This is a genomic window from Streptomyces humicola (assembly GCF_024436035.1).
Lineage (GTDB): Bacteria > Actinomycetota > Actinomycetes > Streptomycetales > Streptomycetaceae > Streptantibioticus_B > Streptantibioticus_B humicola.
This window is the reverse complement of the sequence record NZ_JANFNG010000001.1, coordinates 194,256-219,987: the sequence shown is the minus strand read 5'-3', so window position 1 is coordinate 219,987 and position 25,732 is coordinate 194,256. Positions and strand designations below refer to the sequence as shown.

Here is a 25,732-nt window from a genome sequence, read left to right as displayed (position 1 = left end):
TGGAGGAGTGGCCCAACAGGCCCGCAGCCTGATGTGTTGCGTTCCTTGTACTGGTCGGCATCGTGGGAGACCGGCCGCCCGCCGGCGCTGCCGCGCTTCCTGTGGTCCGCGGCCTGGTCGGCTTCCTCCGGCATCACCGCCTTGTCTGGCGTTTGCGCAGATAGGCACCATTGGCCCGGGAGGATGTCTTATCGGCGGCGGCCGCGTCCGGCCGGGTACGTGGAGGCCGACCGGCCCACGCACCGTGACCTTCTCCAGCACCGCGACGAACCGAGGGATGTCGGCGGCCTGCCCGGCAGGCAGCACGATCGCCAGCGGGCGGCAGCGGCGGTCCGCCGCCATGTGGACCATTGGGGAGTGTATTCCCGGGGGCCTTACCGGCCGTGCCGCCGGCCAGGGGCCACGGGCTGTCCGCTGTTCGGGCGAGATGTTCATCTCAAAATAGTGATATTAGGGGCCTGAGTAGGTGTCAGGGCGGTAACCGGGCCGCTGCCGTGCCGATGATCATAGTTCCTGGGGTCGCGCCGGGCGCTGGGCCTGTCGGTCTGCATGCATGCTCGAGCGCCCTGCGGCTCTGGGGCTGCTGGTCAGCAAGCCGTTCAGGCTCGGAAGGAGCTCGGTAATGCCACGTATTGCCAAAGCAGTTGTCGTGACCGTTGCCACAGGCGGAGCCTTGGCAGGTACCGCGGGTGCAGCCTCGGCCGATGCCACTGCCAACGGGACTGCCACCAACTCGCCGGGCGCGCTGTCCGGAAACGTCATTCAGGTGCCGGTCCATATCCCGCTCAATCTGTGCGGCAAACACTGTCAGCGTTATCGGCGTGTTCAACCCCGCCTTCGGCAACACCTGCACCAGCCAGTGACTCCGCGACCGGCTCGGTCACGAGCTGGTGCCAAGTGCCCGCAACGCTCGGCACCAGCTGCCAAGGGCCGGTGACTGACAGGCGACCAGGTGAACAGTCAGTCCATGCTCATGGTCGTCCCCGATTGCAGCGCTCCTGCGAGAACCATCCCGCAGGGCCAGAAAGAACGGAACTGATGCGATGAGACAAATCGCGAAGAAGGCCGTGATCACGATGGCCGCAACGGGCAGCGCTCTCGCTGCTGTCGCCGGCTACGCCGTCGCAGACTCCGGCGCGCAAGGAACCGCCACCAACTCGCGGGGCGCGCTGTCCGGAAACGTCATTCAGGTACCGGTCCATATCCCGCTCAATCTGTGCGGCAACACCGTCACCGTTATCGGCGTTTTCAACCCCGCCTTCGGCAACACCTGCGCGAACAGAACCCCGACGGGCACACCGACGCCGACGCCGACGCCGACGCCAACGGTGACAGAGACGGTGACAGCGACACCGACGGGCACACCGACGCCGACGCCGACGTGCCCCTGTCACCCGCGGCACCACAAACCGCCACAGCACCGCAAGCACTGCCCCCCGCGGCGCCACTGGACCTAGGACCGGTTCGGAGTCGTGATCAGGTGGCGGGGCGGAGGCTGCGCATCCAGTTGTTCGATCCGCGCAGCTGAAGCCCCGCCATGTAGCCGTCGGACGTCTCGTCGTAACGCGCGACCAGGCCTCACCACGCCCGGAGGGTGCGAGACCATCACGCGAGCCGCCACCCGGGTACGCCCCCGCGTGTCCCAGCCCCCGATCTGCGCAGCTCGATGTTTTCATCGTGTTGTACGGCCTCGCCTCTATCCAGACCGCATGAGGCGGGGCCGGCATCGGGTGGCATCTATCAGCCGGGACAGCCGTCCGAACGCGATGAAGCCCCCTTGACGTGGCCTGACAGGGGCTTCATCGCGGACTGCGCAGCGTTTTCCGCTCCGAGTGCGTCACCCAACGCGTCCTGTCACCCGCAGGGCGTGGGTGCGCCCCATAATCGATTTCGCGTTCGTACGCCTCTCGCTGGCTGCGCATCGAGATGTACTCCCCGGCGGCCATCCGCGGGCCTGGCACCGCGTTGCAGGCGCGTCATCTCCGTGTGTTCCGGGGCGTTTGTGCCGGCCGAGACCGGTGTGCTGGACGGCCGGCGGGCCGCCACGCACCGGGAACTGGCCCGGGAGCTGGAAACGGCCTATCCGAAGGTCCAGGTCGAGGCCGACCCGTTGTTCGTCACAGACGGCAACGTCTCAACCTCCGCCGGCGTCACCTCAGGCATCGACCTGACACTCGCGCTGGTCGAAAAGGACCACGGAGCTGACAAGGCGCGCAGCGTGGCACGACAGCTCGTCGTTTTCATGGCCCGCCCCGGGGGGGCAGTCCCAGCTCAGCGCTCGTCTGAGCCCGCGCCAGGCGAAGCACCCGCAGTACGGGCAGGTGATGGATGCCATGGCAGCCGATCCCCGTGCCCCCCAGAGCCTGGATGCCATGGCCCGCCGTGCCGGCTTCAGCACACGGCACTTCAGCAGGCTCTTTCGCCGGGAACTCGGCACGACAAGGATCACGTCCGCTCTCGGATGCGTTCAATTCTTGCGGGTCTTGACCTCCTCGGTCAGCTGAGGCACGGCCTCGAAGAGGTCACCCACCACGCCGTAGTCGACGAGGTCGAAGATCGGGGCCTCCGGGTCCTTGTTGACCGCCACGATCGTCTTGGAGGTCTGCATGCCCGCCCGGTGCTGAATCGCACCCGAGACACCACAGGCCACATACAGTTGCGGCGAGACCGTCTTACCCGTCTGCCCCACCTGGTTGCTGTGCGGATACCAGCCAGCGTCCACCGCGGCGCGCGAGGCACCCACCGCCGCGCCGAGCGAATCCGCCAGCCTCTCGATGACGGAGAAGTTCTCCGCACCGCCGACACCACGCCCACCGGAGACCACGATCGCGGCCTCGGTCAACTCCGGACGCCCGGTCGACTCACGCGGACTGCGGGACACCACCCTCGCGCCCCTCGCCGCATCGCCGAAGGCCACCGTCAGCGGCTCGACGGCCCCGGCGGCCGGCGCCTGCTCCGGGGTCGCCGAGTTTGGCTTGACCGTGATCACCGGAGTGCCCTTGGTGACACGGGACTTGGTGGTGAACGATGCAGCGAAGACGGATTGGGTCGCGACGGGGCCGTCAACACCGGCCTCCAGGTCCACGGCATCGGTGATAATGCCGGACCCCAGGCGCACCGCCAGGCGGGCGGCAATCTCCTTACCCTCACCGGAGGACGGGACCAAAACCGCCACCGGGTTCATGGCCTTGGCCGCCGCCTCCAGCGCGTCCACCTTCGGCACCACCAGGTACTCGGCGAACTCCGGCGCCTCCGCGGCGAGCACTCGGGCCGCGCCGTGCTCGGCCAGCACCAAGGCAGCCACCTCGGCACCCGGGCCGAGGTGCACGGCGACCGGCTCACCGATCCGCCGGGCCAAGGTCAGTAGTTCAAGGGTCGGCTTGCGGACGGCACCGTCCACCTGGTCGACGTAGACGAGGACTGCACCCATGGGATTGCTCTCCTGCGAATAAAGGCGTGTGAAGGGGGTTGGTCAGGGCGGCGGAAGGAGTGCGCGGTTCAGATGAACTTGCTCTCCGCAAGAAAGGCGGCCAGTTGCTTGCCGCCCTCGCCCTCGTCCTTGACGATCGTTCCAGCACTCCGCGCCGGGCGCTCGGCAGCCTCCTCTACCGCCGTCCGGGCACCGGCCAGACCCACCTCGCCCGCGTCGATACCCAGATCCGACAGCTCCAGCGACTCCACCGGCTTCTTCTTGGCCGCCATGATCCCCTTGAAGGAGGGATAACGCGCCTCACCCGACTGGTCGGTGACCGAGACCACCGCGGGCAGCTGCGCCTCCACCCGTTCGGACGCCGTGTCCCCGTCCCAGCGGCCGAGCACGTTCCCCCCGGCGACCGCCACCTCGGACAGCAGCGTGACCTGCGGGACACCCAGCCGCTCGGCCAGGATCGCCGGGAGCACGCCCATGGTGCCGTCGGTCGAGGCCATGCCACACACCACCAGGTCGTACCCGGTCCGCTCGATGGCCCTGGCCAGCACCAGCGAGGTGCCCATCACGTCACTGCCGTGCAGCGCGTCGTCCTCCACATGCACGGCCTTGTCCGCACCCATCGACAGCGCCTTGCGCAGCGCGTCCCTAGCGTCCTCCGGCCCCATGGTCAACACCGTGACCTCCGCGTCGTCAGCCGCCTCCGCGATCTGCAGCGCCTGCTCCACCGCGTACTCGTCCAGCTCGGACAGCAGGCCGTCCACCGCATCACGGGCAGTGGTCAGGTCCTCCGCGAAGTGACGGTCACCCGTGGCATCGGGCACGTACTTCACGCAGACAACGATCCTCAAGCTCACAGCGTGTCTCCTCGTCAACCCACGCGACCTCAGGCACCTCGGAAGGCGCTCTTCGAAGCCCTACTGGGACTCAACCTGTCATTCCTTTGCGCCGGAGGGCCCGGCCGGGTTCAGATGTTGCGCCGGTACTGTCCGCCGACTTCGAAGAACGCCTCGGTGATCTGCTGCAGGGTGCAGACCCGGGCGGCGTCCATCAGGACGGCGAAGACGTTCTCGCCGCCGGAGGCGGCGCGCTTGAGGTCGGCGAGGGCGGCGTGGGCCTGGTCGCGGTGGCGGGCCTGGAAGTCGCGGACGCGCGTGAGCTGGGACTGCTTCTCGGCCTCGGTGGCCCGGGCTAGTTCGATCACCGTGGTGGCCTGGTCGGCGTCGGCTCGGGGGTTGCGGAAGGTGTTGACGCCGACGATGGGCAGAGTGCCGTCGTGCTTGCGCTGCTCGTAGAGCATGGACTCGTCCTGGATGCGGCCGCGCTGGTAGCCGGTCTCCATGGCGCCGAGCACGCCGCCGCGCTCCGTGATCCGCTCGAACTCGGCCAGGACGGCTTCCTCGACCAGGTCGGTGAGCTCGTCGATGATGAACGAGCCCTGGAGGGGGTTCTCGTTCATCGCCAGCCCCCACTCCCGGTTGATGATCAGCTGGATGGCCAGCGCCCTGCGCACCGAATCCTCGGTGGGGGTGGTGATCGCCTCGTCGTAGGCGTTGGTGTGCAGGGAGTTGCAGTTGTCGTAGATGGCTATGAGGGCCTGCAGAGTGGTGCGGATGTCGTTGAAGTCCATCTCTTGGGCGTGCAGGGATCGGCCGGAGGTCTGGATGTGGTACTTCAGCTTCTGGCTGCGCTCGTTCGCCCCGTACCGGTCGCGCATGGCAATGGCCCAGATGCGGCGCGCGACACGGCCGAGCACCGAGTACTCGGGGTCCATGCCGTTGGAGAAGAAGAAGGACAGGTTGGGCGCGAAGTCATCGACCTTCATGCCGCGGGCGAGGTAGGCCTCGACGTAGGTGAAGCCGTTGGCGAGAGTGAAGGCGAGCTGACTGATGGGGTTCGCTCCTGCCTCGGCGATGTGGTAGCCGGAGATGGACACCGAGTAGAAGTTGCGGACCTCGTTCTGGATGAACCACTCCTGAATGTCGGCCATCATCCGCAGGCTGAACTCGGTGGAGAACAGGCAGGTGTTCTGGCCCTGGTCCTCCTTGAGGATGTCCGCCTGCACGGTGCCACGCACCGTACGCAGCGTCCTGGCGCGAATCGCGGCCGCCTCCTCGGGCGTCGGCCCACGGCCGTGCTCGGCGAGGAAGGCGTCCAGCTGCTGGTCAATGGCGGTATTGAGGAAGAAGGCCAGGATCGTCGGGGCCGGACCGTTGATCGTCATGGACACCGAGGTGGTCGGGGCGACCAGGTCGAACCCGGCGTACAGCTCCTTCATGTCCTCCAACGTGGCCACCGACACCCCCGAGGTGCCGACTTTGCCGTAGATGTCCGGGCGTTCGTCAGGGTCGCGGCCGTAGAGGGTGACGGAGTCGAACGCAGTGGACAGCCGGGCGGCCTGGCTGTCCTTCGACAGGTAGTGGAAGCGCCGGTTGGTGCGCTGCGGATCGCCCTCGCCGGCGAACATCCGCGCCGGATCCTCACCCTCCCGCTTGAACGGGAACACCCCCGCGGTGAACGGGAAGTGACCGGGCAGGTTCTCCGCCCGCAGGAACCGCAGCAGCTCGCCGTGGTCGGTGAAGCGGGGCAGCGCTACCCGCGGGATCCGGTTCCCGGACAGCGACTCGCGCGTCAGAGCGGTACGCAGCTCACGGTCCCGGACGGTGACCACCAACTCGTCGCTCGAATAGGCACGCACGGTGGCCGGCCACTCCTCCAGCAGGTGATGAGCCTGGGGGGCCAGGCGGTCGCGGGCCTGGTCGAGCAGCCGCTCGACATCGGCAGTGGCGGCCCCGGCACCGGCCAGCTCCTCGCGGACGGCGATCAGCCGCTGGACGCGGCGGGCCTGCTCGGCCTGCTCGGCGGTGGTGGCGTGGTAACGGCGCACCGTCTCGGCGATCTCGGCCAGGTAGCGCACCCGGGAGGACAGCACGATCTGGGTCACACCGCTGGAGTGCCGCACCGGCACCTCAGGCAGCGTCCCGGCCTGCACCGGCAAGCCACGCTCTGCCAGGAGACCCCGCAAGTGCTGGTACAAAGCCGTCGCGCCGTCGTCGTTGAAGGTCGCCGCGCTGGTGCCGAAGACCGGCATCTCTTCCGGACGCGAGCCGAACGCCCCTCGATTGCGCACCAGCTGCCGGCCCACGTCCCGCAACGCATCCTGGGCGCCTCGCCGTTCGAACTTGTTGATCGCCACCACGTCGGCGAAGTCGAGCATGTCGATCTTCTCCAACTGCGAGGCCGCCCCGAACTCCGGCGTCATCACATACAGCGAGACATCTACATACGGCACGATGGCCGCATCCCCCTGCCCGATACCCGGGGTCTCCACGATCACCAGGTCGTAGCCGGCCGCCTCACAGGCTGCGATCACATCCGCCAGACCCTCGGGAACCTCCCGACCACCGCGCGTGGCCAGCGAACGGAAGAAGATCCGGTCCCCGTCCAGGCAGTTCATCCGTATCCGGTCCCCCAGCAGCGCGCCGCCGCCGCGCCGCCGGGTCGGATCCACCGCCAGGACCGCAACCTTCAGCTTGTCCTGCTGATCCACACGCAACCGGCGCACCAGCTCATCGGTCAGCGACGATTTCCCCGACCCACCAGTGCCGGTAATACCGAGCACCGGCACCGCACGCGCCGCCGCCGCCTCGCGCACCACGGCCACGTTCCCCTCCGGCACCACACCGGTCTCCAGGCCGGTGATCAGCCGCGCCAGCGCCGGCCTCTCCCCCGCCAGCACGGCCGACACATCAGCCGGCGCCTGCTGCCACAACGCGACATCACACGCCTCGATCATCGAGTTGATCATCCCGGCCAGGCCGAGACGCTGACCGTCCTCCGGGGAGAAGATCCGCACCCCGCAACGGGCCAGCCGCTCGATCTCCTCAGCCACGATGACGCCACCACCGCCACCGAACACACGCACATGCCCCGCGCCACGCTCGCGCAGCAGCTCCACCAGGTACTCGAAATACTCCACGTGACCGCCCTGGTAGGAGGACACCGCCACGCCCTGGACATCCTCCTCCAACGCTGCCGTGACCACCTCATCAACCGAGCGGTTGTGCCCCAGATGCACCACCTCAGCACCCTGCGCCTGCAGGATCCGCCGCATGATGTTGATGGCAGCGTCGTGCCCATCGAACAGCGAAGAGGCAGTGACGAACCGCACTGGGTGCTTCGACCGATACAACGGCTCATCAGAGACGGCAGCGGACACGGTGTCCTCCAAACAGCCCCTGCCGCGACGGCAGTAGGCGCATCCAGCTCCTGGAAACCACAACGGACCGTGGCCCCCACACCAAGACAGTGAGCAACACGTCGCGGGACCACACGAGCGGCCATCCGCCACCGGCGTGACCAGGTAGTGACCGTACGTTGATTTACTAGGAAGCCCTAGTAAATCTGAGACGCATGCCTTGCACAAGCCCCGTCCACGCGGACATGGCGCAGATCACTTCGTTCGCGGTGTTACCGGAGTTGATGCATTGACTGCTGAGGCGTCTACGATGCCAGCATGTTGATGCGCCGTTGGGTTGCGCTCGTTTCCTGTGGACTTCTCTGCCTGCTGGCCGGCTGTTCGGCTTCGTCGAGCACGGTGAGCAGCCTGCCCGATGGTTCCTCGCTGCTCCACCAGGCGGCCGGCGCCACTCGCCAGATGAACAGCGCGCACTTCACCGTGAAGGTGAACGGGACAGTGCCCGGCCTGCCGCTGACCGCTGCGGACGGCGATCTGACCAGGGACGGCAAGGCGAAGGGCACCGCCACCGTCGATGAGTTCGGGCAGCCCCTGCAGATCGAGTTCGTGTTGGTCGACAAAGCGCTCTATCTCGAGGGGCCGACCGGCGGTTTCCGTCCGGTGCCGGGTGGCACCGGGCTTTACGATCCGACGGCGATCCTGAACCCGAACACCGGCGCTGCCCGGGTCCTCTCGGGCATCACCGGTGCCCGGACCCAGGGGAAGGAGACAATCAACGGGATCGCTGCCTACCGGGTCACGGGAGAGGCAGGCAAGGGTGTGGTGGCGGGCCTCGTGCCAGGGGTCGACTCCAGTGTTGAAGTGACGGTTTGGGTACGCGCGGACAGTACGCACCAACTGGTACGGGCTTTGATACAGCTCCCGTCGGACAAGCAGGGCGCCCACTCGTCCTCGGTGGACATAACTCTGTCCAATGCGAACAAGCCGGTCACCATCGCCGCACCAGCTCTACGATGACTTCACCATCCCAAGAAACGCTCACCACTGGCGAGCTGACGGTCCCCGGCCGCGGTCGACGGCTCGCGATCGGCGCCGGTGGGCTGGCCGTGCTGCTGGGTGCCCTGGATACCTATGTGGTCACCAGCCTGCTCAGGCAGATCGTCGAGGCGCTTCAGGTTCCGTTGAACAGGCTGGACCAGGTCACCCCGGTGGTCACCGGGTATCTGCTCGGTTACGTCGCTGCGATGCCCCTATTGGGCGGAGCCTCCGATCGGTTCGGCCGCAAAGTGGTGTTGCAGACGTGCCTCGTCGGATTCGTGGCCGGTTCCGCCATCACCGCGCTGGCTCACGACATCCCAACGTTGGTGGGCGGCCGGGCCCTGCAAGGCATCGCCGGCGGCGCTCTGCTGCCGGTGACTCTGGCACTGGCCGGCGACCTGTGGAGCGAACGCCGCCGGCGCTCTACCGTGCTGGGATTCCTGGGCGCGGCTCAGGAGCTCGGCAGCGTGCTGGGCCCCCTGTACGGGATCGGGCTTTCGGCGCTCGCGGGATGGCGCGCAGTGTTCTGGGTCAACGTGCCGTTGGCCGTGCTCGCCGCGGTCGCCGTGCAGGTCGGCGTGCCGCGGCATGACCGGGCGCGCGATGAGGCCCCCAAGGTCGATGTGGCCGGAGGCGCTCTGCTGGCGGCCGCGCTCGGCCTGGCTGTGGCCGGGCTGTACAACCCGGATCCGCGGCACGCCGTGCTGCCCCCGTGGGGCGTGCCGATGCTGCTGGCCGCCGTAACCGCCTTGGCCCTGTTCTTCGTCTGGGAGTCCCGAGCTCGAACCAAGCTGCTCGATCCGGCAGGTGTGCACATGAGTCAGCTGATGGCGGCCTTGGGCACCAGCGTCACGGCCGGCGCGGCGCTCATGGTCACCCTGGTGGACGTGGACCTGTTCTCGCAGACCCTGTTGGGGCGCGACGATGCCGGCAGCGTCGGGCTGTTGCTCCGATTCCTGGTGGCGTTGCCGATCGGCGCACTACTCGGCGGCATCCTTGCCGGGCGGCTCGGTGAGCGTGGGGTGGCGGCTGCGGGCATGCTCATAGCCGGATCGGGCTACCTGCTCATGTCGCACTGGTCGCTTCACGTGTTGACAGCCCGATATTCGGTTGGCTCGGTATCAGTGCCGAAGCTCGACACCGACCTGGCCATCGCCGGCCTCGGTCTCGGCCTGGTGATCGCCCCACTGTCCGCCACGGCACTGCGGGTGACACCCGCGGCCAAGCACGGCATCGCCTCGGCCGGGGTGGTGGTGGCGCGGATGATCGGCATGCTTCTCGGCATTGCCGCACTGTCGGCATGGGGACTGCATCGGTTCCACAGCCTCACCGCCCACCTCGTACTTCCGTTTCCCATCGGCCGGCAACTGGGGGAGGCAGCACGCGAGCTGGCGGAGTACCGACAAGCCGTCTTCACCGCGCTCCTGACCGAATACCGAGAAATCTTCCTGATCACCTCAGTGGTCTGCCTGGCCGGCTCCCTCATGTCACTGGCCATCGGCACGCGTCGACGATGAAGTACCCTGCGGGCCGGGGTTGGGTCAGCCGTTGCCGTCGGCGACGGTCACTCGGACTCCTTCGCAGATCTCGGTCAGTACGAGCTGGCACGACAACCGTGAATTCTCCTGCAGCCCATCGGCGAACTCCAGCAGCTCCCGCTCCTCGTGCGTGGGCTCGTCGAAACAGGCGAGACTGTCCGGATCCACATAGACGTGGCACGTCGCACAGGAGCAGCTTCCGCCGCATTCGGCAACGATTCCTGGAAGGTTGTTACGGACCGAACCGTCCATCACCGTCTGCCCGCACGGCACATCCACTTCCTTTTGGGAACCGTCCGGAAACACGTAGGTGATCTTGGGCATGGCACTTCCTCGGTAAAAAGCAACTGATATCGCGGACTGGTTCTTCGGCCGGCCGGACGGCGGCACAAGTCGCTGGCTGAGTTCCAGCGATCAGACCGTAGGCGTCCTGGGCCGTTCGATCAGGCTAGGAAAGGCGCGAACTGAAGGACATCCCCCGTTAGGAGGACTTTCCTCTCTCCCTTGGCTTATGTGCCCCCCCGACATGGCCAGGCGAAACGTGCCGCGGACGCGCCGGTTGGGACTTCGTATCGGGTTGATATCCGTCGTGGTGAGCAATGGTCCCATTGGGGAGAGACATACACCCCTGGCGGGCGATGAGCCCGCCACACGCGGCCCAATAGCCTTCAGCCACCTGGCAGATAGCCGTAAACGACTGCACTTCCCGCCGACTGACCCCGGCCGAGTCGAGCGGTGACACACAACTGCTTCGCGTCTGGCACTTCGCCCCTGCACGGAGCCTGGTTCCGCACAAGCGAATCTCTCACTGACGCGACATCTCCAAGGGAAGGACGGTTTCATCGTGTGTGCGAAGCACAGATGTGACGACAACCACCGGCGTTGGCTGAACTCCTGGCAGTGGAACGGATTTCCGATGCGTCGCACGATGTATCCTGCGGTCGCTTTGGCCAGCGCGCTGGCCTTGTCCGGAGCCGAGCCGATATCGCTGACCGAGCCCGCGGCCCATGCGAACCCGCCCGGTCAGACAGCGATCTCCCCCGGTTCCACCACGTCGGCTGTTGACTCGCCCTCCGACCCGATGCGCACGGTGCGTCTCTCCGCGAACAGTCCGCAGTTCGGCATCCCGGCGACGGTACTGGACTCCTACCGGCGTTCCGCGATGGCGATGGCCACCAGCGACCCGAGCTGCCACCTGAGCTGGACGTTGCTCGCGGGCATCGGAAAGGTGGAGTCCGACCACGCTGAGAACGGTGACGTGAGCTCCAACGGCGATGTACTGCGTCCGATTCTGGGGCCCGCCCTGAATGGATCGCAGGCCACGGCCGCGGTGCCGAACACCGTCGGCCCGCAGTGGGACCAGAGCGGGGCGTGGGCGCGCGCCGTGGGACCGATGCAGTTCCTGCCGTCCACCTGGCAGCGTTGGGGCGCGGACGGCAACGGGGACGGTACGGCCAACCCCGAGAACGTCTACGACGCGTCCCTCGCGGCGGCACGCTATCTGTGCTCCGGGGGCGGCGACCTGAGTACGCCGACCGGGCAGTACAACGCCATCTTCTCCTACAACCACTCCGCGCAGTACGTGGAGACCGTGGAGCAGTGGATGCGGGTGTACCAGAACGGCGGTGTCCCCGTGCCCGACCAGCCTGGTGCAGCTGAATTCACCTGGTTCACTCCGCCGTCGAGCACTGGCCAGTCGGAAACCGTCCGACCGTCCTCCGACGCCTCGACGACCAGCCGACCGAGCCACTCGGCGCCCCGGCCGGCCTCGCCCTCGCCCTCGCCCTCGCCAGTGTCCCGCCAGCCGCGGCCTGCTCCCACGCCGCCCACGCCCATCGTGCCTGTGATCGGTCCGGTCGTCAGCACAGTCGGTCAGGTGGTGCTCCCGGTGACGAAGCCGTTGGCATCCGTCTCCGCGGTCCTCGCTCCGGTCAACTCGCTGCAGGGGGCCCTCCCGTCTCTGCTTCCCTGAAATTCCCCGGGTTCCTGAAGGGGCCTGCGGCGGTCGGGATTACCTGACCGGTGCGGATCAGGTGGTGGGGGCGGTGGAAAAAACCCACCACCACCTCACGCTTTCCCACGCCGGAGTGGCCAGGCACACGGCCGCGTGCAGCATGACGCGGTCACGTGGTCCGCGCCCTCCGGCTCCGGTTCCGGATGCTTACCGAGATCGGAGTCAAAGGGCGCGGACCACGTGACCGCATGCTCCCGAGGCTGAGCGGGCGGCACTGCCTACCGTCGTTAAACCCCGGGGCTCTGGCCCCTGGCCACCAGATCCAAAGCAACATCCGCGATCATGTCCTCCTGCCCGCCGACCATCTTGCGGCGGCCGACCTCGACCAGGACGCTGCGGGTGTCCAGGCCGTAGCGCTCGGCGGCGGCCTCGGCGTGGCGCAAGAAACTCGAGTACACGCCCGCATAGCCGAGGGTGAGGGTCTCGCGGTCCACCCGCACCTCGCGGTCCTGAAGTGGGCGGACGAGGTCGTCGGCGGCGTCCATGAGGGAAAACAGATCGCAGCCGTGCTTCCAGCCCATCAGGTCCGCGACCGCGATGAACGCCTCCAGCGGGCAGTTCCCGGCCCCCGCGCCCTGTCCGGCGAGGGAGGCGTCCACCCGGGTGACGCCGTTCTCCACAGCGACCACGGTGTTGGCCACGCCGAGGGCGAGGTTGTGGTGTGCGTGGATCCCGAGTTCGGTGGCCGGATCAAGGACGTCGCGGTACGCACGGAGGCGGTCACGGACGCCGTCCATGGTCAGCCGGCCGCCGGAGTCGGTGACGTAGACGCAGTTGGCGCCGTAGGACTCCATCAGCCTGGCCTGACGGGCCAGTTCTGTGGGCTCGGCCATGTGGGACATCATCAGGAACCCGGCGACGTCCATGCCCAACTCGCGGGCGGCGGCGATGTGCTGGGCCGAGATGTCGGCCTCGGTGCAGTGGGTGGCGATGCGTACGGACTGGATGCCAAGGGCGTTCGCCCGCTTCAGGTCGTGCAGGGTGCCGATGCCCGGCAGCAGCAGCGTGGTGGGGACGGCGTGGCGAGTGACGTCGACGACGGCCTCGATCCACTCCCAGTCGGTGTGGGCGCCCACGCCGTAGGTGATGCTGGAGCCGGCCAGGCCGTCGCCGTGGGCGATCTCGATCGCGTTCACGCCTGCGGCGTCCAGAGCGGCGGCGATGGTGCAGGCCTGCTCGACGGTGTAGCGGTGGCGGACGGCGTGCATGCCGTCCCGGAGGGTGACGTCCTGGACGTACAACGTCGGTGTGCTGGAGGTTTGCGGGGTCATCGGGCTGCCACCTCACGGGACGAGCGGTGTGCGGCCATGCGCTCCGCCGTGCGCAGCGCGGCCGAGGTCATGATGTCGAGGTTGCCGGCGTAGGCGGGCAGGTAGTGAGCGGCGCCCTCCACCTCCAGGAACACCGACACCTTCAGGGCCGGGCCGCTACCGGCACCGGCGGGCAGAAGACTCCGTAGCGGGTCGTCGGCGGCGACATCGTCGAACTGCACCTGCTGCTTGAGGCGGTAGCCGGGCACATAGCCGCGAACGGCGTCGGCCATCTGTTCGATCGAGGCCCGCACGGCCTTCCGGTCGCAGTCGGAGACCAGGCAGTACACGGTGTCCCGCATGATCAGCGGGGGCTCGGCGGGGTTGAGGATGATGACCGCCTTGCCGCGTGCGGCGCCGCCGACCCTCTCGATAGCCGAGGCGGTGGTCTCGGTGAACTCGTCGATGTTCGCACGGGTGCCCGGGCCGGCGGAGCGGGAGGCGATGGAGGCGACGATCTCCCCGTAGTGCACCGGGGTGACGGCCGAGACCGCGGCGACGATCGGGATGGTGGCCTGGCCGCCGCAGGTGACCATGTTGACGTTCGCGGCGTCCAGGTGGGCGTATCCGTTGACTGGGGGTACCACATACGGGCCGATGGCCGCCGGGGTGAGGTCGACGAGGGTGCGGCCCAGGGGGCGCAGCACCTCCTCATGGCGCTGGTGGGCGCCGGCCGAGGTGGCATCGAAGACGATTTCGACATCGGCGAACTCGTCCATCTCCACGAGGCCGTCAACGCCCTGGTGGGTGGTGGCCACCTTCAGACGCTGGGCTCGGGCCAGCCCCTCCGAGGCGGGGTCGATCCCGGCCAACGCCACCACGTCCAGGCTCTCGGAGAGCCGCAGAATCTTGATCACGAGGTCGGTGCCGATGTTGCCCGAGCCGATGACGGCGACCTTCGTGCGGCCACGGGTCACTGCGCTGCTCACTTCTCGTCTCCCTGTGCCGGGGTTGCGGGGTCGTGCGGGGCGAAGCCGACCCGCACGGAGCCGAGACCGGAGATCCGGGCCTCGAAGGTGTCACCGGGCGAGGCTGCCTCCATCGGGCCCAGCGCTCCGGTCAGCACGATGTCGCCGGCGCGCAAGGGGTTCCCCATGGCGGCGAGCGTCGAGGCGAGCCAGACCGTGGCGTTGAGCGGGCCGCCCAGACAGTCGCTGCCTGAGCCCTCGGAGACCTTCTCGCCGCCCCTCGTGAGAGTCATCCGTACCGAGCGCAGGTCGACGGAGGTGAGCGGCACAGGGGTGCCACCCAGGACGAACAGGCCTGATGACGCGTTGTCGGCGACGGTGTCGACGATGCTGATGTCCCAGTCGGCGATCCGGCTGTCCACGATCTCCAGGGCGGGCAGCGCGAAGTCGACGGCCCGCAGCACATCTGCCACCGTCGTTTCGGCGTGCGGCAGGTCGGCGGCCAGGACCAGGGCGACCTCGGCCTCGACCTTGGGCTGGAGCAACCGGCCGGCGGGGATCACGCCGCCGTTGGGCACCGCCATGTCGGACAGCAGGGCACCGTAGTCCGGCTGGTCGACACCGAGTTGACGCTGAACGGCCGGCGAGGTGAGGCCGATCTTGCGACCGACGACGCGACGGCCCTGGGCGAGCCGGCGTTGGACGTTGACCTGCTGCACGGCATAGGCCGCCGCGATGTCGCCGTCGTCGAGTTGGTCGCGGACCGGAGGGCAGGGGGTGCCGGCCCGTTCGGCCTGGGCGAGGACGTCGGCCACCTTGCGTAGCGCTTCGGGGAGCGACGGAGTGTTCATCGCCACCACCGCCGGCAGGCTCGGGGCAGCAGAGCATAGGAAGCGGACATGTCGGAACCTCCGGAACAACAGATGGCGGGCTGGGTGGAATCCGTCGGCTGTGCCCAAGGCTCTGCCAACGCCTGCAGTACGGATGGGCCGCCGGTCGGCGTGCCCGTGGCCCGCTACGACCGGGGTCAAGGCACCGTTGGGGTACGGGCGACCAGCTGTCGCAGCGGCACGCTCTCGTCCGCGAGGCGACCGGGATCGATGTCGATCGCCCGCTCCATCAGCCGACGGCCCATCATGAACTCACCAGGCGAGTTGACCGCCTCAACCGCCCGGATCCGGGCGCCTTTCAGGTGGAACACCGCGAACTTGGGTGCCGACGGGTCGCCGCGAACCACGGTGCGCTCGGCGTCGTCCAGCAGTCCGGCGATCTGCAGCTTCAGGTCGAACTGATCCGACCAGAACCACGGGATCTCCGGGCGCGGCTCCGGCGCGCCGAGGATCGCGGCGACCGCGCGCCGGGCCTGTTCCAGCGCGCTCGGGATGCTCTCGAGGCGGAAGGAACCGTCGCGATAGTGCAGCGGACGTCGTGTCACGTCGCCGATCGCGTAGATGGACGGCACACTGGTACGCGCGTTGGGGTCCACGAGCACGCCGTTGTCGCACCGTAGGCCCGCGGCGACCGCCAGTTCGTCACGCGGCACCGCGCCGACCCCGACGAGTACCGCGTCGCAGGGGATCGCCTCGCCGTCGGACAACCGGACCACCACCACCCGGCCGGCCGCGTCGCCCTCGAACGCGGCGATGTGGACGGAGTGTCGCACACTGACGCCCTGGGCGCTGTGATGGCGCGTCAGGAATTCCGAGAGAGTCGGGCTGGCAACTCTTGCCAGAATGCGGGACTCGCGTTCCAGGACAGTTGCCTGGGCACCGCGGAGAGCCGCCGAGGCGGCGACTTCGAGGCCAATGTATCCACCACCCACTATCGCGATTCGAACACCGGGCCGCATTATGGACCGCACGGCCCGTGCGTCCGCGGCGGTGCGCAGCGTATGGATGCCCGTCAGATCATTGCCGGGTACAGGCAAAGTTCGCGCCGCCGCCCCTGTCGCGAGAATCAACTGGTCATAGTAGATCGTTTCGCCAGGATCCAGCACGACGCATCCTGCAGCGGGATCCACCGCCACGACACGCTCAGCGGTGCGTATCGTCACCCCCTGTTCCTGGTAGAAATCCTCCGGGAACAAGCTGATCTCGTCCCGCTCGACCTTGCCGATCAGGTAGTCCTTGGACAGTGGTGGGCGATCGTACGGCAACTCGGGCTCGTCCCCGATGAGGACGACCTGACCGTCGTAGCCGCTCTGCCGCAGCAGCGCAGCCGCATTCGCACCCCCGTGGCCGGCGCCCACGATCACTACGCGGCGCTGTTCCTCCGATCTCGTCACGCAACCGATCTTTTCGCAGTCTCCCCTCCCGGGGCATCTTCCCGCGAGGGGATGTCGCTCCCTCTTTATGGGTATACCCAGGTGGCTGCCAGCGCGGTCTCGGCTCAGCGGCCGCAGCTATCCGGACGGCTCGGATGCCGTGACCACACAGCCCACACTCAAAGCACACAACAACATCACTGAACACAAGGCGGCCAATCAGTTACGACATCTTGACTCTCAGCTATACGGGTTCCCACAATGTGCAAGCCTCCAACACCGAGTCTCGCGACGGCCGCCACTCAACGAGAATGGGCAATATGCATGCCTGACTTCACCACCTCCATCGCCTCGATCGGTGGGACGGGAGTCCAGAGCCGGTTCCGAACGCCAGCCGACGTGGCTGACGAGAGCAAACGTGTTCGCCAGCTTCTCGCCACCGTGAATTCCCTGCTCGGGATGCCAGACGTGCCATCCGAGAGCGACCTCGACTTTCAGCGTTGCCAAGCGCTCCTGGCGGCCGCCGAGGAGGCGGTGACGCACCGTCTTCGGAGTGAGCGGAACGAGGCGGCCTGGCAACGTCTCCTCGTCATACTCAACCAGCTGCACCAGAGCAGTGTCTTTCTGCGTGAGGCCGTACTGCTGGACCGAAGCGCCGCCGTCGTCACCATACGGGAGGCCCTGGAGCGGCTGCGCTCGGTGACCACCGTCGAGCAGCTCGCGCAACGCCTGCCAGGCGAGATAGGTCGGCTCGGATTCCGCCGCTCCCTCGTGTCCCGGGTCACCGACGGTGTCTGGGTCGCGCGGTACGCGTTCGTCGACCGGGACGACGAACTCGCCGAACTCCTCGTGCAGGCAGGCAGTGAGGAACCTTCCCGTCTCACCACACAGCTGCTGGAGACCGAACTGGTCCGCAGGCGGCGACCGATGATCGTCAGGGATCCCCAGAAGAATCCCCGAATGCACCAGAAACTGAAGGTGGCGACGAACACGCGATGTTACGTCGCGGCACCCGTCATCTCCGGCGACCACGTGATCGGCTTCCTGCATGCCGACGAGTACCTCGGCGGAAGCGCGATGGATGAGTTCAGCCGCGACCTGCTGGGCATGTTCGCCGAGGGCGTCGGACACGCCATCGAACGCACTGCGTTCTACGAGCGTCTCCAGGCGATTCGGGGGCAGCTGCACGACTACTCGCGAGGGGTCAACGACCTGATCGACGAGTTCGTCAGCGCCAACGTCGAGCTGCATTCCACCGCCAGCGAGGGCGCCGAGCCCGTCTCACCACGGCCGGCCCGCGTCCTGGATCCGGGATTCAGTGCCGCGCCGGCGGCGAGTCCGCTGACCCGCCGCGAGTTGGAAATCCTCCGGCACATGGCCTCCGGCGCGACGAACGCGCAGATCGCCAACCGGCTTGTGCTGTCCGAGGGAACCGTGAAGTCTCACGTGAAGCATATTCTGCGGAAGCTCGGCGCGGCGAACCGAGCGCAGGCCGTCGCCCACTACCACGTACTGGTACAGCAGGGGCGCTGAGTCGCTGGACTGCGTCGACGGTCCGCCGCGTTCGCTCAGGAGGACTTCAGCTCCGGGAAGTCCTCCTCGCGGAACTCGGCGGAGCTGCCGTTGCCGCCGTGGTCGTGCAAGTCGCGTTCCCTGTTCCGCAACTCCACCCGCCGGATCTTGCCGGATATCGTCTTCGGCAGGTCGGTGAATTCCAACCGGCGAACTCGCTTGTACGACGCCAGCCGCTCACGGGCGAAACGCAGGAGGGACAATGCTGTCGCCCGGTCCGGTGCGTAGCCGCGGGCCAGCACGACGTATGCCTTGGGCACCGCGAGGCGGACAGGATGGGGCGACGGCACGACGGCCGCCTCGGCCACCGCCTCGTGCTCCAGGAGCACGCTCTCCAACTCGAACGGCGAGATGCGGTAGTCGCTGGCCTTGAACACGTCGTCCGCCCTGCCCACGTAGGTGATGTATCCGTCGGCGTCACGGGAGCCGACATCTCCGGTGTGGTAGTAGCCGTCGCGCATGACATCCGCGGTGCGTTCGGCGTCGTCGGCGTACCCGACCATCAGCCCGACCGGCCTCGGGTCCAGCTTCAGGCAGATCTCGCCCTCCTCGCTGGGCTTTCCGGTGACGGGTTCGATCAGTTCGACGTCGAAACCCGGGAGCGGCCGGCCCATGGAACCGGGCTTGACCGGCTGACCGGGCGTGTTCGCGATCTGCACGGAACTCTCGGTCTGGCCGAATCCGTCCCGGATCGTCACTCCCCAGGCCTCGCGCACCTGCTCGATGACCTCGGGATTGAGCGGCTCGCCGGCGCCGACCACCTTCTTCGGTGGGGTGCGCAGTGTCCGCAGGTCGGCCTGGATCAGCATCCGCCACACTGTCGGCGGGGCGCAGAAGCTGGTGATGCGGCAGCGCTCCATGTGGTGGAGCAACCGTTCGGCGTCGAACCGCTTGTAGTTGTAGACGAAGACGGTCGCCTCGGCGTTCCACGGAGCGAAGAAGTTGCTCCATGCGTGCTTCGCCCATCCGGGCGAGGAGATGTTCAGGTGCACATCACCCGGCTCCAGCCCGATCCAGTACATGGTGGACAGATGGCCCACCGGGTAGCTCATGTGTGTGTGCTCGACGAGTTTGGGTCGGGCGGTCGTGCCGGAGGTGAAGTACAGCAGCAGGGTGTCGTCGGCGCGCGTCGTGCCGTCCGGGGTGAACTCCTCGCCGGCGGCGGCGCTGTCCGCGTAGTCCTGCCACCCGGTGACCGGCCCGCCCACCGCGATCCTGGTGTAGTCACCCGGCACCTCAGCGAACTTCCCCGTGTCGTCGGCGGTGGTCAGCACGTGGCGGACCTTGCCGCGCTCCACGCGGTCGCGCAGGTCGTCCGGCCCCAGCATCTGCGTCGCCGGAATGATCACCGTCCCCAGCTTCATCGCGGCGAGGATCGACTCCCACAACTCGACCTGGTTGCCGAGCATGAGCAGCAGCCGGTCGCCGCGGGCGACGCCGTGACTCCGCAGCCAGTTCGCGAGTTGGTTCGACCGTCGGGACAGTTGCCCGAAGGTCAATATCTGCTCCGAATCGTCGTCCTCGACAATCCACAGCGCCGGGCGATCGTGGCGCTGCCCGATCGTGTCGAACCAGTCCAGCGCCCAGTTGAACTCGGTCGGCCGCGGCCAGCGGAAACCCAGCCTGGCCTTGCCGTAGTCCTCGCGGTGCGTCAGCAGATAATCCCGTGCTGCGGCGAACGACGCCGCGCCTGCGCTACGAGCTGTCCCGCTCATGTGCCCTCTTTCGATAAGACGTGCCTCACTACCCGACGTGACGACCGGACGCGTCCGGTCCCGGTCGCTCAGCCCATGCTGCTGCCTCCATTGATACTTATCACCTGACCAGTGACGAAGGCAGCTTCCTGGCTCGCCAGATAGGCGACGGCCCCCGCGATGTCATCCACCCCGCCCGGCCGGCCCATCGGTATCAACTCCACCGCACGCTCGATGACGCACGCCAGGCGCTGGGGCAGAGCGCCGCTGGACTGTGCGTGCCGAAGCTCCGGCGTCTCGACGTAGGACGGGGCGACCGTGTTCACGGTGATACCCGACTCGGCGAACTCGCGAGCCAGGCCGCTGGTCATACCGTGGACGCCGCCCTTGGCCGCGTTGTAGATCGCGTGGTCGGTCAGCCCGTTTCGGACCGACTCCGCACCGATGTTGACGATGCGTCCGTACCGGCGTTCCACCATGTGCGGCAGTACGGCGAGGATGCACCGGAGGGTCGTCCACAGGTTGTTGTCGATCGTCGCCCGCAGCGACTCCTCGGTGTGTTCGAGGGTCGGACGAATCACACCGCCCCCGGCGTTGTTGACCAGGATGTCCACCTGCCCGAACTCGGTACAGGCAGTGCGCAACAGCTCCGACGCCGTTCCGGGCGCGGCGAGGTCGCCGACGAATCCCGCAGGCCGGTGACGGCCGACGCCCGAGAGCTCCTCGAAGGCCGCCTTGAGATCGTCCTGTGCCAGCGCGGCGACGACCACGCGGGCATCCTCACTCAGCAGCCGACGGCTGATCGCCAGGCCGATTCCGGTCGCGCCACCGGTGACAATCGCCGTACGGCCCTCCAGTCGACCGCCCATCACAGGATGATCGCCATGTCTCCGGCGGGACGCAGCGTGGTCATGTCCAGCACCACGCGCTTGGCCCGAATCCGCAGCAGCCCATCGACCACGACGAGTCGGTAGTGGTAACGGCCGACGTAGTTGGTGGCCCGGCCGTTGCGGAACCTCCAGACCGTGAACTGCGCGGTTACTGCGAGTTCGTCACCGTCCGGTGGGCTCAACCGAACGTTGCTCACCTGGTGGTTCGTTCGTGAGTGTGGATACTCCCGGTGTGCTCGCCGGCTGTTCAGCCGCTCCACGCGGGCGGACAACCGCAGCATGTTGTCGTCGACCAGCACCAGGTCGCGATCGGGGTCACCGTCCGGGTCGTCGTTGCAGGGAATCACGTAACTGGCGTCCGGGGTGAACAGAGCCAGCCACTCGTCGAGGTCCCAGTCGTCGAGGAGGGCGGCCTCGTGGAACAAGAAGTCCTCCACCTGGTCCCGGCGCAGCGTCGCCAGGTCCAGCGCCGAACCGATCGTCGCCGTCATCGCTCGTCCTCCTCCACCGTCGCGCCCACCTGCTCCTGCCACCGCCGCCAGAACGCACGCATCTGCTTCTCGTCGTTGGCCTGCGAAGCCCGGCCCATTCCCCGAGAAATGTCGTTCCACTGCACTCCCCCGCTGGAGAAGCCCTGCTGGCATGACTCCAGCGCCTCGATGTCGTCGGGGGTGGCGAAGCCTCCGGGCCCGAGGAAGGTAAGGAAGCTGTCCAGGCGTCGCTGCCGAAGCTGGGGCAGCTCGTCCCGAGGCGCCATTTCCCAGGCCGTGATGTCCATCCTGTCCGGCGCGAGCGGCATGAACGTGCGGACGGTGACCGCCATGATGTCGTTGACGACCAGGTTGGGGTAGATCAGCAGGTTGCGGTTGGTGTCGGCGATCCGCCGACCGCGCTCCTCGCCGTGCCGGGCGATGAGCTGCTGCCGCAGTCGCTCGATCTCCTTTTTGGCCTGCTCCCCGAAGAGCGGTTCCCACTTGGCCACCGGGCGGCCCCACGGCGCCTGGTACTCGATCACCGCGTGGCCGTTGCCGAGGTCCGTGGCGGAGCCGCTCACGCCGGTGCTGAGGTCCGTACCGAGCGACAGCAGGTACTTGAAGTAGGTGTCGTGGGTGGACACCGCGTGGTAGCCGTCGATGCTGTTCTCCACGAGCAGCTTCCAGTTGGCGTTGATGCAGTACTGATTGGTTCCCTTGATGATCTCCATCTCGCCGTCCGCGGCATCGATCACCAGGTCGAGGTATTCCCGTGCCCCAGCGAGGTAGGTCTCCAGGTCCACAATGTCCGCGTCAAAACTGGCGAACACGAAGCCTCGGTAGCTTGCCACCCGGGCGACGGATTTCAGCCCGAGGGTGGAGAAATCCCGTCCCGCGCCGTAGGCCTCACGGTCCGGCACCCCGATCAGGCGTCCCTCGGAGTCGAAGGTCCACGCGTGGTAGAAGCAGGAGAACACCTTCGCGTTGCCGGCGTCCTTGCGGCACACCACCGCCCCACGGTGCGTGCAGGTGTTGTGGAAGACATGCACCTGGCCGCTCTTGGCGCCGCGCACCATGAACACCGGCCGGCCACCGACCGGCCTGCGCACATAGTCACCCGGGTTGCGCACCTCGGACTCATGCCCGACATAAAGCCAGGAGTGCGCGAAAATCCGTTCCAGTTCCCGCCGGTAGATCCGGTCGGAGGTCATGGTGGAGCGATGCACACGGAATCGGCACGCCGCCGGGTCCTCGTCGACTGCGGGAACCGCGGTAGCGGCATCCGGAAGGTCATGTGCAAGAGTCATCGTTGTCTCCCATTCCTGTTCTCATCGCATGGGGCAGGCGGGCGGGGCCGCGAGGAACGAGCGCACCACGTCGCAGAACTCCGCCGACCGTTCGATCTGCGTCCAGTGACCACAGCGGGCGAACACGTGCAGATCCGCGGTGGGCAGCAGCTGCGACATGGTCCAGGCGACGTCCACCGGAACGACCTTGTCCTCCCGGCCGTGCACCAGCAGAGTTGGGGTCGTGATGCCGGTGACCTCCTCCTCGGTGATGGCCAGGTCGCTGCCGGCGTGCCGGGGGTCGAAGAACATCGCGCGGTAGGCCTCGTAGGCACCCGGGGCGACGCTCGCCTCGTACCGGGCACGGACCAGGTCGTCGGTGATGATCGACGGGTCGACGGCGAAGTAGCGGACCAGCAGGTCTCGCATGGACTCGAGGGACGGTTCGTACGCGCGGAGCGCACGCAGCCCCTCGGTGATCCGCATGCCGACCCCAGGGGCGCCCATCAGCACCATCCGGCTCACCCGCTCCGGGCGCTGCGCTGCCATGCCCAGTGCGATCCTGCCACCGAGCGAGTTGCCCACCACGGCGGCGCGCGCGATGCCGTGGGCGTCCATGAACGTCCACACGTGGTCGATCCAGGTCTGCAGCGAGTAGCGCACGTCTTGCGGGCGCTCGGTGTACCCGAAGCCGACGCTGTCCGGCGCGAGGACCCGGAAGTGCCGGGACAGCGTCGGTATGGTGAGGCGCCAGTTGGCCCAGGCCGAGACGCCGGGGCCCGAACCGTGCAGGAGCAGGACCGGTTCCCCGGTGCCGGCTTCGTGGTAGTGAGTGGCGATTCCGCCGGCGTCGACGAGGCGCCCGCCCGATTCTGCTGTGAGGGTCACCGGGGGTCCTTCCCGTTGAATACTGCGAAGCACTTGTTGGAGTTGAAAACGTCCGTGGTGACGAGCGCCGACCAGTCGAGCTTCATGTCGAGTTCGGTGACCGCGCCCAGCAGGCAGAACCAGTTCAGCATCTCGTGCTGGCCGGCGGCGACGACGTCGGTGCTGGTCAGGTGCAGCCAGGTGTCGTAGTCGTCGCTGACGAGAGCCTGATAGAGGAGCTGGTCGGCCGCGGTGTCGGGGCGCAGGTGCCAGTCCTTGTCGTTGAGGAAGGCGTGCGACCAACTCGACGACGCGACGAGGGCCACGCGCTTGTCTGTCCGGCGGAGCGCCGCAGCCACCGCCTTGCCGAGCGCGAAGCACCGAGCGGGGGACGGCCCGGCCGGGTCCAGCTGTTCGCGGGCGATCTCGGCGAAGCGAGCCAGTCCGCCCTTGCGGGCGATGGCGTGCTGGCCGTAACAGTTGACCGTGATCGGCACGATCGGGTAAGGGAACTCGGTTCCCGCATGGTCGTAGTCGAGGAACAGTTGCGTGTTCACGATGGCGTGCGGGAACGGCGCGTCCTGACGCTTGCGGTAGGAGTAGGCGATGTCGAAACCGGCGGAGAGCACGTCGTCGGCCAGTTCGCGGGCCGTCGCCGGGTCTCCGTGCAGCACGAAGGTCATATCCTCTGGGCGCCCCCAGGCATTGGGGCTTCCCCGCTTGTTCATCAGCTCGAACGGCTGCACCTCGAGGTCACCGTAGGCGAGGACGCAGAACGGCGGGACCACCTCTTCCCGGAAGTTCTCGTACTGGTCGTCGCCCCAGACGACGAGTACGTCGGGTGCGAAGGCGTCCAACGTCTTCCGGCAGCGTGCGAGGCCCTCCAGCAGCTGGCGACGATGCCCGGTCGCGGCCGCCCTGCCGCCGTCGTCGGACCACTCGGCCCGCATCGACGCGGACCATGAGGCCGGATCCTTGAGCTCGGCCGGGATGTCCGGATCCTGCAGGGTCCAGCGCAGCAGGCTCGCCATGTGCTCGTCGGTCCCCGCCAGAAGTGGATAGTGGGTCAGTCCGAGACCCAGGAATTCTGCCATGATCACCTCCGTTGAATGGGCGAGTGTTCACCTAATGGGGTATCCAGCGCCGGCCATCAGCCGAAGCGCGTTGTCGCGGCCGATCGCTGAGCGCAGCGGTTCCGACAGCTGTGAGCCCGCGGCCGCCAGTACCGCGCCGGCCGGCGCCTCCCGTGCCGCGAAGGGATAGTCCGTCCCGAGGAGGACGTGGTCGGCGCCGAACCGGTGAATGGCGAGCAGCAGACTGTCCGCGTCATAGGTCAGCGAGTCGCAGTACAGCGATCGGGCGAGGGTACTGGGCAGCGGCTGCCGCTGGTCACCACCGCTCTGCAGCAGCTTGCCTCGGTCCAGGCGGGGTATCAGCGAAGGCAGCGAACCACCACCGTGGGCCAGGCACAATCTCACCGCCGACCGCCGTGCGGCGCTGGCTCCGGAGAGCAGGCCGGCGGCGGCGATCGCGGTCTCCGACGGCATGCCGGCGCCGAAGGCGATGCCCAGCTTCGCCAGCCGCGGATCGAGCGTGGTGTCGGCGGGATGCACCAGGACCAGCGCGTCCAGGCCGGCCGCGGTGTCGAAGAAGGGATCGAGTGCCGGGTCACCGAGTTCGAGAGCACCCGCCCGCGTTCCGATCTCGACGCCCACGAAGGACAGTTCGGTGACACAACGGATCAGTTCCTCGGTCGCGCGGGCCGGATCCTGCAACGGCACGGCGCCGAGCGCGCGGAACCGGCCCGGGGCCTGCGCCACCAGATCGGCCAGGAACTCGTTCTGCGCCCGGGCCAGCACGGCCGCGCCCTCGGCCGGCGCGTCATGGCAGAAGGTCACCGGCACCGGCGAGAGGACCTGGATGGCGACGCCGTCCTCGTCCATGTCGGCCAGCCGTCGACGTGCCGACCAGCACCGGTCGTCCACGCCCCGGTAGGGCTTGCCACCGACCAGGATCCGCGCCCGGTCCTCGGCCGTGCGCTCGACGGAGGGCCACCTGTCCCACCGGTAGGCGGCCAGGTCCGGCAATTGGGGTGGCAGGGCATGGGTGTGTACATCCACGAGCCCTGGCGAGCCGTGCGAGCCACCCCCCGCGGTCTCACCTTCCACTGTTGTCGTCATCGCCGCACCTGCCCGGGCAGTTGCCGGGAGCCTCGTCGTCGTCTTCCGCACGCCGTCCTCGTCCACATCAGGTT

21 protein-coding genes and 3 pseudogenes are annotated in these 25,732 nt (G+C 67.7%); 8 read left to right on the top strand and 16 right to left on the bottom strand.

Features of this window, described 5'->3' with window-relative positions; all coding sequences use genetic code 11:
- Nucleotides 1–32: 32 nt before the first annotated feature.
- A pseudogene (locus NGB36_RS01045) lies at nt 33–348 on the bottom strand (IS5/IS1182 family transposase); the annotation flags it as partial.
- A gap of 274 nt (nt 349–622) precedes the next feature.
- Here NGB36_RS01045 and NGB36_RS01040 point away from each other — a divergent pair.
- From NGB36_RS01040 to NGB36_RS33600, 4 genes and pseudogenes are all read left to right on the top strand, one after another.
- Nucleotides 623–863 (top strand): annotated as a pseudogene (locus NGB36_RS01040) (chaplin).
- 180 nt (nt 864–1,043) lie between these two features.
- Nucleotides 1,044–1,457 carry a chaplin gene (locus NGB36_RS33605; protein ID WP_269469681.1) on the top strand — a complete coding sequence of 138 codons (414 nt, stop codon included), beginning with the start codon at nt 1,044–1,046 and terminating at the stop codon, nt 1,455–1,457.
- Nucleotides 1,458–1,666: 209 nt separating this feature from the next.
- Nucleotides 1,667–2,128 (top strand): annotated as a pseudogene (locus NGB36_RS01030) (hypothetical protein); the annotation flags it as partial.
- 196 nt (nt 2,129–2,324) lie between these two features.
- On the top strand, nt 2,325–2,504 hold the full coding sequence (locus NGB36_RS33600) for an AraC family transcriptional regulator (protein WP_372509344.1): 180 nt from the start codon (nt 2,325–2,327) through the stop codon (nt 2,502–2,504).
- On the opposite strand, the gene NGB36_RS01025 is transcribed toward NGB36_RS33600, so the two are convergent.
- From NGB36_RS01025 to icmF, 3 genes are all read right to left on the bottom strand, one after another.
- Complete coding sequence (locus NGB36_RS01025; protein WP_255918086.1) at nt 2,468–3,430, bottom strand: electron transfer flavoprotein subunit alpha/FixB family protein; 963 nt, start codon at nt 3,428–3,430, stop codon at nt 2,468–2,470. The genes NGB36_RS33600 and NGB36_RS01025 overlap by 37 nt on opposite strands.
- Before the next feature lie 68 nt (nt 3,431–3,498).
- The gene (locus NGB36_RS01020) at nt 3,499–4,284 is read right to left on the bottom strand and encodes an electron transfer flavoprotein subunit beta/FixA family protein (RefSeq protein ID WP_255918084.1); all 786 of its coding nucleotides are present in this window, start codon (nt 4,282–4,284) and stop codon (nt 3,499–3,501) included.
- 110 nt (nt 4,285–4,394) lie between these two features.
- Nucleotides 4,395–7,646, bottom strand: a complete 3,252-nt coding sequence (gene icmF / locus NGB36_RS01015) for a fused isobutyryl-CoA mutase/GTPase IcmF (RefSeq protein WP_255918083.1) — start codon at nt 7,644–7,646, stop codon at nt 4,395–4,397.
- 297 nt (nt 7,647–7,943) lie between these two features.
- Between icmF and NGB36_RS01010 the strand changes: the two genes are divergently transcribed.
- Together NGB36_RS01010 and NGB36_RS01005 are read left to right on the top strand one after the other, a co-directional pair.
- Entirely contained in the window at nt 7,944–8,642 is a 699-nt protein-coding gene (locus NGB36_RS01010) for an LppX_LprAFG lipoprotein (RefSeq protein ID WP_255918082.1), read from the top strand.
- Nucleotides 8,643–8,731: 89 nt separating this feature from the next.
- Entirely contained in the window at nt 8,732–10,180 is a 1,449-nt protein-coding gene (locus NGB36_RS01005) for an MFS transporter (protein WP_255918081.1), read from the top strand.
- Nucleotides 10,181–10,204: 24 nt separating this feature from the next.
- On the opposite strand, the gene NGB36_RS01000 is transcribed toward NGB36_RS01005, so the two are convergent.
- Nucleotides 10,205–10,525 (bottom strand): 2Fe-2S iron-sulfur cluster-binding protein, encoded by a 321-nt coding sequence (locus NGB36_RS01000; RefSeq protein WP_255918080.1) that lies wholly within the window; start codon nt 10,523–10,525, stop codon nt 10,205–10,207.
- 592 nt (nt 10,526–11,117) lie between these two features.
- Between NGB36_RS01000 and NGB36_RS00995 the strand changes: the two genes are divergently transcribed.
- Nucleotides 11,118–12,173, top strand: a complete 1,056-nt coding sequence (locus NGB36_RS00995) for a lytic transglycosylase domain-containing protein (protein WP_255918079.1) — start codon at nt 11,118–11,120, stop codon at nt 12,171–12,173.
- Between the two features lie 269 nt (nt 12,174–12,442).
- Here the strand turns inward: NGB36_RS00995 and dmpG are convergent, their stop codons facing one another.
- From dmpG to NGB36_RS00975, 4 genes are all read right to left on the bottom strand, one after another.
- Complete coding sequence (dmpG, locus tag NGB36_RS00990; RefSeq protein ID WP_255918078.1) at nt 12,443–13,486, bottom strand: 4-hydroxy-2-oxovalerate aldolase; 1,044 nt, start codon at nt 13,484–13,486, stop codon at nt 12,443–12,445.
- Nucleotides 13,483–14,454, bottom strand: coding sequence for an acetaldehyde dehydrogenase (acetylating) (locus tag NGB36_RS00985; RefSeq protein WP_255918077.1), 972 nt, complete (start codon nt 14,452–14,454; stop codon nt 13,483–13,485). Before NGB36_RS00985 ends, dmpG begins: the two co-directional genes overlap by 4 nt.
- Entirely contained in the window at nt 14,451–15,284 is an 834-nt protein-coding gene (gene mhpD, locus NGB36_RS00980) for a 2-keto-4-pentenoate hydratase (protein WP_255918076.1), read from the bottom strand. Before mhpD ends, NGB36_RS00985 begins: the two co-directional genes overlap by 4 nt.
- A gap of 176 nt (nt 15,285–15,460) precedes the next feature.
- Nucleotides 15,461–16,717, bottom strand: coding sequence for an NAD(P)/FAD-dependent oxidoreductase (locus tag NGB36_RS00975; RefSeq protein WP_255918075.1), 1,257 nt, complete (start codon nt 16,715–16,717; stop codon nt 15,461–15,463).
- A 513-nt stretch (nt 16,718–17,230) separates the two neighbouring features.
- Between NGB36_RS00975 and NGB36_RS00970 the strand changes: the two genes are divergently transcribed.
- Nucleotides 17,231–18,229, top strand: coding sequence for a LuxR C-terminal-related transcriptional regulator (locus NGB36_RS00970; RefSeq protein ID WP_255918074.1), 999 nt, complete (start codon nt 17,231–17,233; stop codon nt 18,227–18,229).
- Nucleotides 18,230–18,264: 35 nt separating this feature from the next.
- On the opposite strand, the gene NGB36_RS00965 is transcribed toward NGB36_RS00970, so the two are convergent.
- The 7 genes from NGB36_RS00965 to NGB36_RS00935 all read right to left on the bottom strand — a co-directional run bounded on the left by NGB36_RS00965 (nt 18,265) and on the right by NGB36_RS00935 (nt 25,658).
- Complete coding sequence (locus NGB36_RS00965) at nt 18,265–19,983, bottom strand: AMP-binding protein (RefSeq protein WP_255918073.1); 1,719 nt, start codon at nt 19,981–19,983, stop codon at nt 18,265–18,267.
- A gap of 68 nt (nt 19,984–20,051) precedes the next feature.
- Nucleotides 20,052–20,831, bottom strand: a complete 780-nt coding sequence (locus NGB36_RS00960) for an SDR family NAD(P)-dependent oxidoreductase (RefSeq protein ID WP_255918072.1) — start codon at nt 20,829–20,831, stop codon at nt 20,052–20,054.
- A complete protein-coding gene (locus tag NGB36_RS00955; protein ID WP_255918071.1) occupies nt 20,831–21,343 on the bottom strand; it encodes an aromatic-ring-hydroxylating dioxygenase subunit beta in 513 nt (170 codons plus the stop codon). The genes NGB36_RS00960 and NGB36_RS00955 overlap by 1 nt, the downstream gene beginning before the upstream one ends.
- Nucleotides 21,340–22,632: an aromatic ring-hydroxylating oxygenase subunit alpha gene (locus NGB36_RS00950; RefSeq protein WP_255918070.1), complete on the bottom strand. Its 1,293-nt coding sequence runs from the start codon at nt 22,630–22,632 to the stop codon at nt 21,340–21,342. Before NGB36_RS00950 ends, NGB36_RS00955 begins: the two co-directional genes overlap by 4 nt.
- A gap of 21 nt (nt 22,633–22,653) precedes the next feature.
- Nucleotides 22,654–23,499, bottom strand: coding sequence for an alpha/beta fold hydrolase (locus NGB36_RS00945; RefSeq protein ID WP_255918069.1), 846 nt, complete (start codon nt 23,497–23,499; stop codon nt 22,654–22,656).
- Nucleotides 23,496–24,572 (bottom strand): DODA-type extradiol aromatic ring-opening family dioxygenase, encoded by a 1,077-nt coding sequence (locus NGB36_RS00940; RefSeq protein WP_255918068.1) that lies wholly within the window; start codon nt 24,570–24,572, stop codon nt 23,496–23,498. The genes NGB36_RS00945 and NGB36_RS00940 overlap by 4 nt, the downstream gene beginning before the upstream one ends.
- A gap of 27 nt (nt 24,573–24,599) precedes the next feature.
- Complete coding sequence (locus tag NGB36_RS00935; RefSeq protein WP_255918067.1) at nt 24,600–25,658, bottom strand: amidohydrolase family protein; 1,059 nt, start codon at nt 25,656–25,658, stop codon at nt 24,600–24,602.
- Between the last annotated feature and the right edge of the window lie 74 nt (nt 25,659–25,732).

Bases quoted from the DNA above. Each gene is read 5' to 3' on its own strand.
- NGB36_RS33605 (WP_269469681.1), top strand. From the start codon at position 1,044: ATGAGACAAATCGCGAAGAAGGCCGTGATCACGATGGCCGCAACGGGC.
- NGB36_RS00960 (WP_255918072.1), bottom strand. From the start codon at position 20,831: ATGGGCGGTCGACTGGAGGGCCGTACGGCGATTGTCACCGGTGGCGCG.
- NGB36_RS33600 (WP_372509344.1), top strand. From the start codon at position 2,325: ATGGATGCCATGGCAGCCGATCCCCGTGCCCCCCAGAGCCTGGATGCC.
- NGB36_RS00995 (WP_255918079.1), top strand. From the start codon at position 11,118: ATGCGTCGCACGATGTATCCTGCGGTCGCTTTGGCCAGCGCGCTGGCC.
- NGB36_RS00940 (WP_255918068.1), bottom strand. From the start codon at position 24,572: ATGGCAGAATTCCTGGGTCTCGGACTGACCCACTATCCACTTCTGGCG.
- NGB36_RS00965 (WP_255918073.1), bottom strand. From the start codon at position 19,983: ATGAGCGGGACAGCTCGTAGCGCAGGCGCGGCGTCGTTCGCCGCAGCA.
- NGB36_RS01000 (WP_255918080.1), bottom strand. From the start codon at position 10,525: ATGCCCAAGATCACCTACGTGTTTCCGGACGGTTCCCAAAAGGAAGTG.
- NGB36_RS00950 (WP_255918070.1), bottom strand. From the start codon at position 22,632: ATGACTCTTGCACATGACCTTCCGGATGCCGCTACCGCGGTTCCCGCA.
- NGB36_RS01025 (WP_255918086.1), bottom strand. From the start codon at position 3,430: ATGGGTGCAGTCCTCGTCTACGTCGACCAGGTGGACGGTGCCGTCCGC.
- NGB36_RS01010 (WP_255918082.1), top strand. From the start codon at position 7,944: ATGTTGATGCGCCGTTGGGTTGCGCTCGTTTCCTGTGGACTTCTCTGC.
- NGB36_RS00955 (WP_255918071.1), bottom strand. From the start codon at position 21,343: ATGACGGCGACGATCGGTTCGGCGCTGGACCTGGCGACGCTGCGCCGG.
- NGB36_RS00935 (WP_255918067.1), bottom strand. From the start codon at position 25,658: ATGACGACAACAGTGGAAGGTGAGACCGCGGGGGGTGGCTCGCACGGC.
- mhpD (WP_255918076.1), bottom strand. From the start codon at position 15,284: ATGAACACTCCGTCGCTCCCCGAAGCGCTACGCAAGGTGGCCGACGTC.
- dmpG (WP_255918078.1), bottom strand. From the start codon at position 13,486: ATGACCCCGCAAACCTCCAGCACACCGACGTTGTACGTCCAGGACGTC.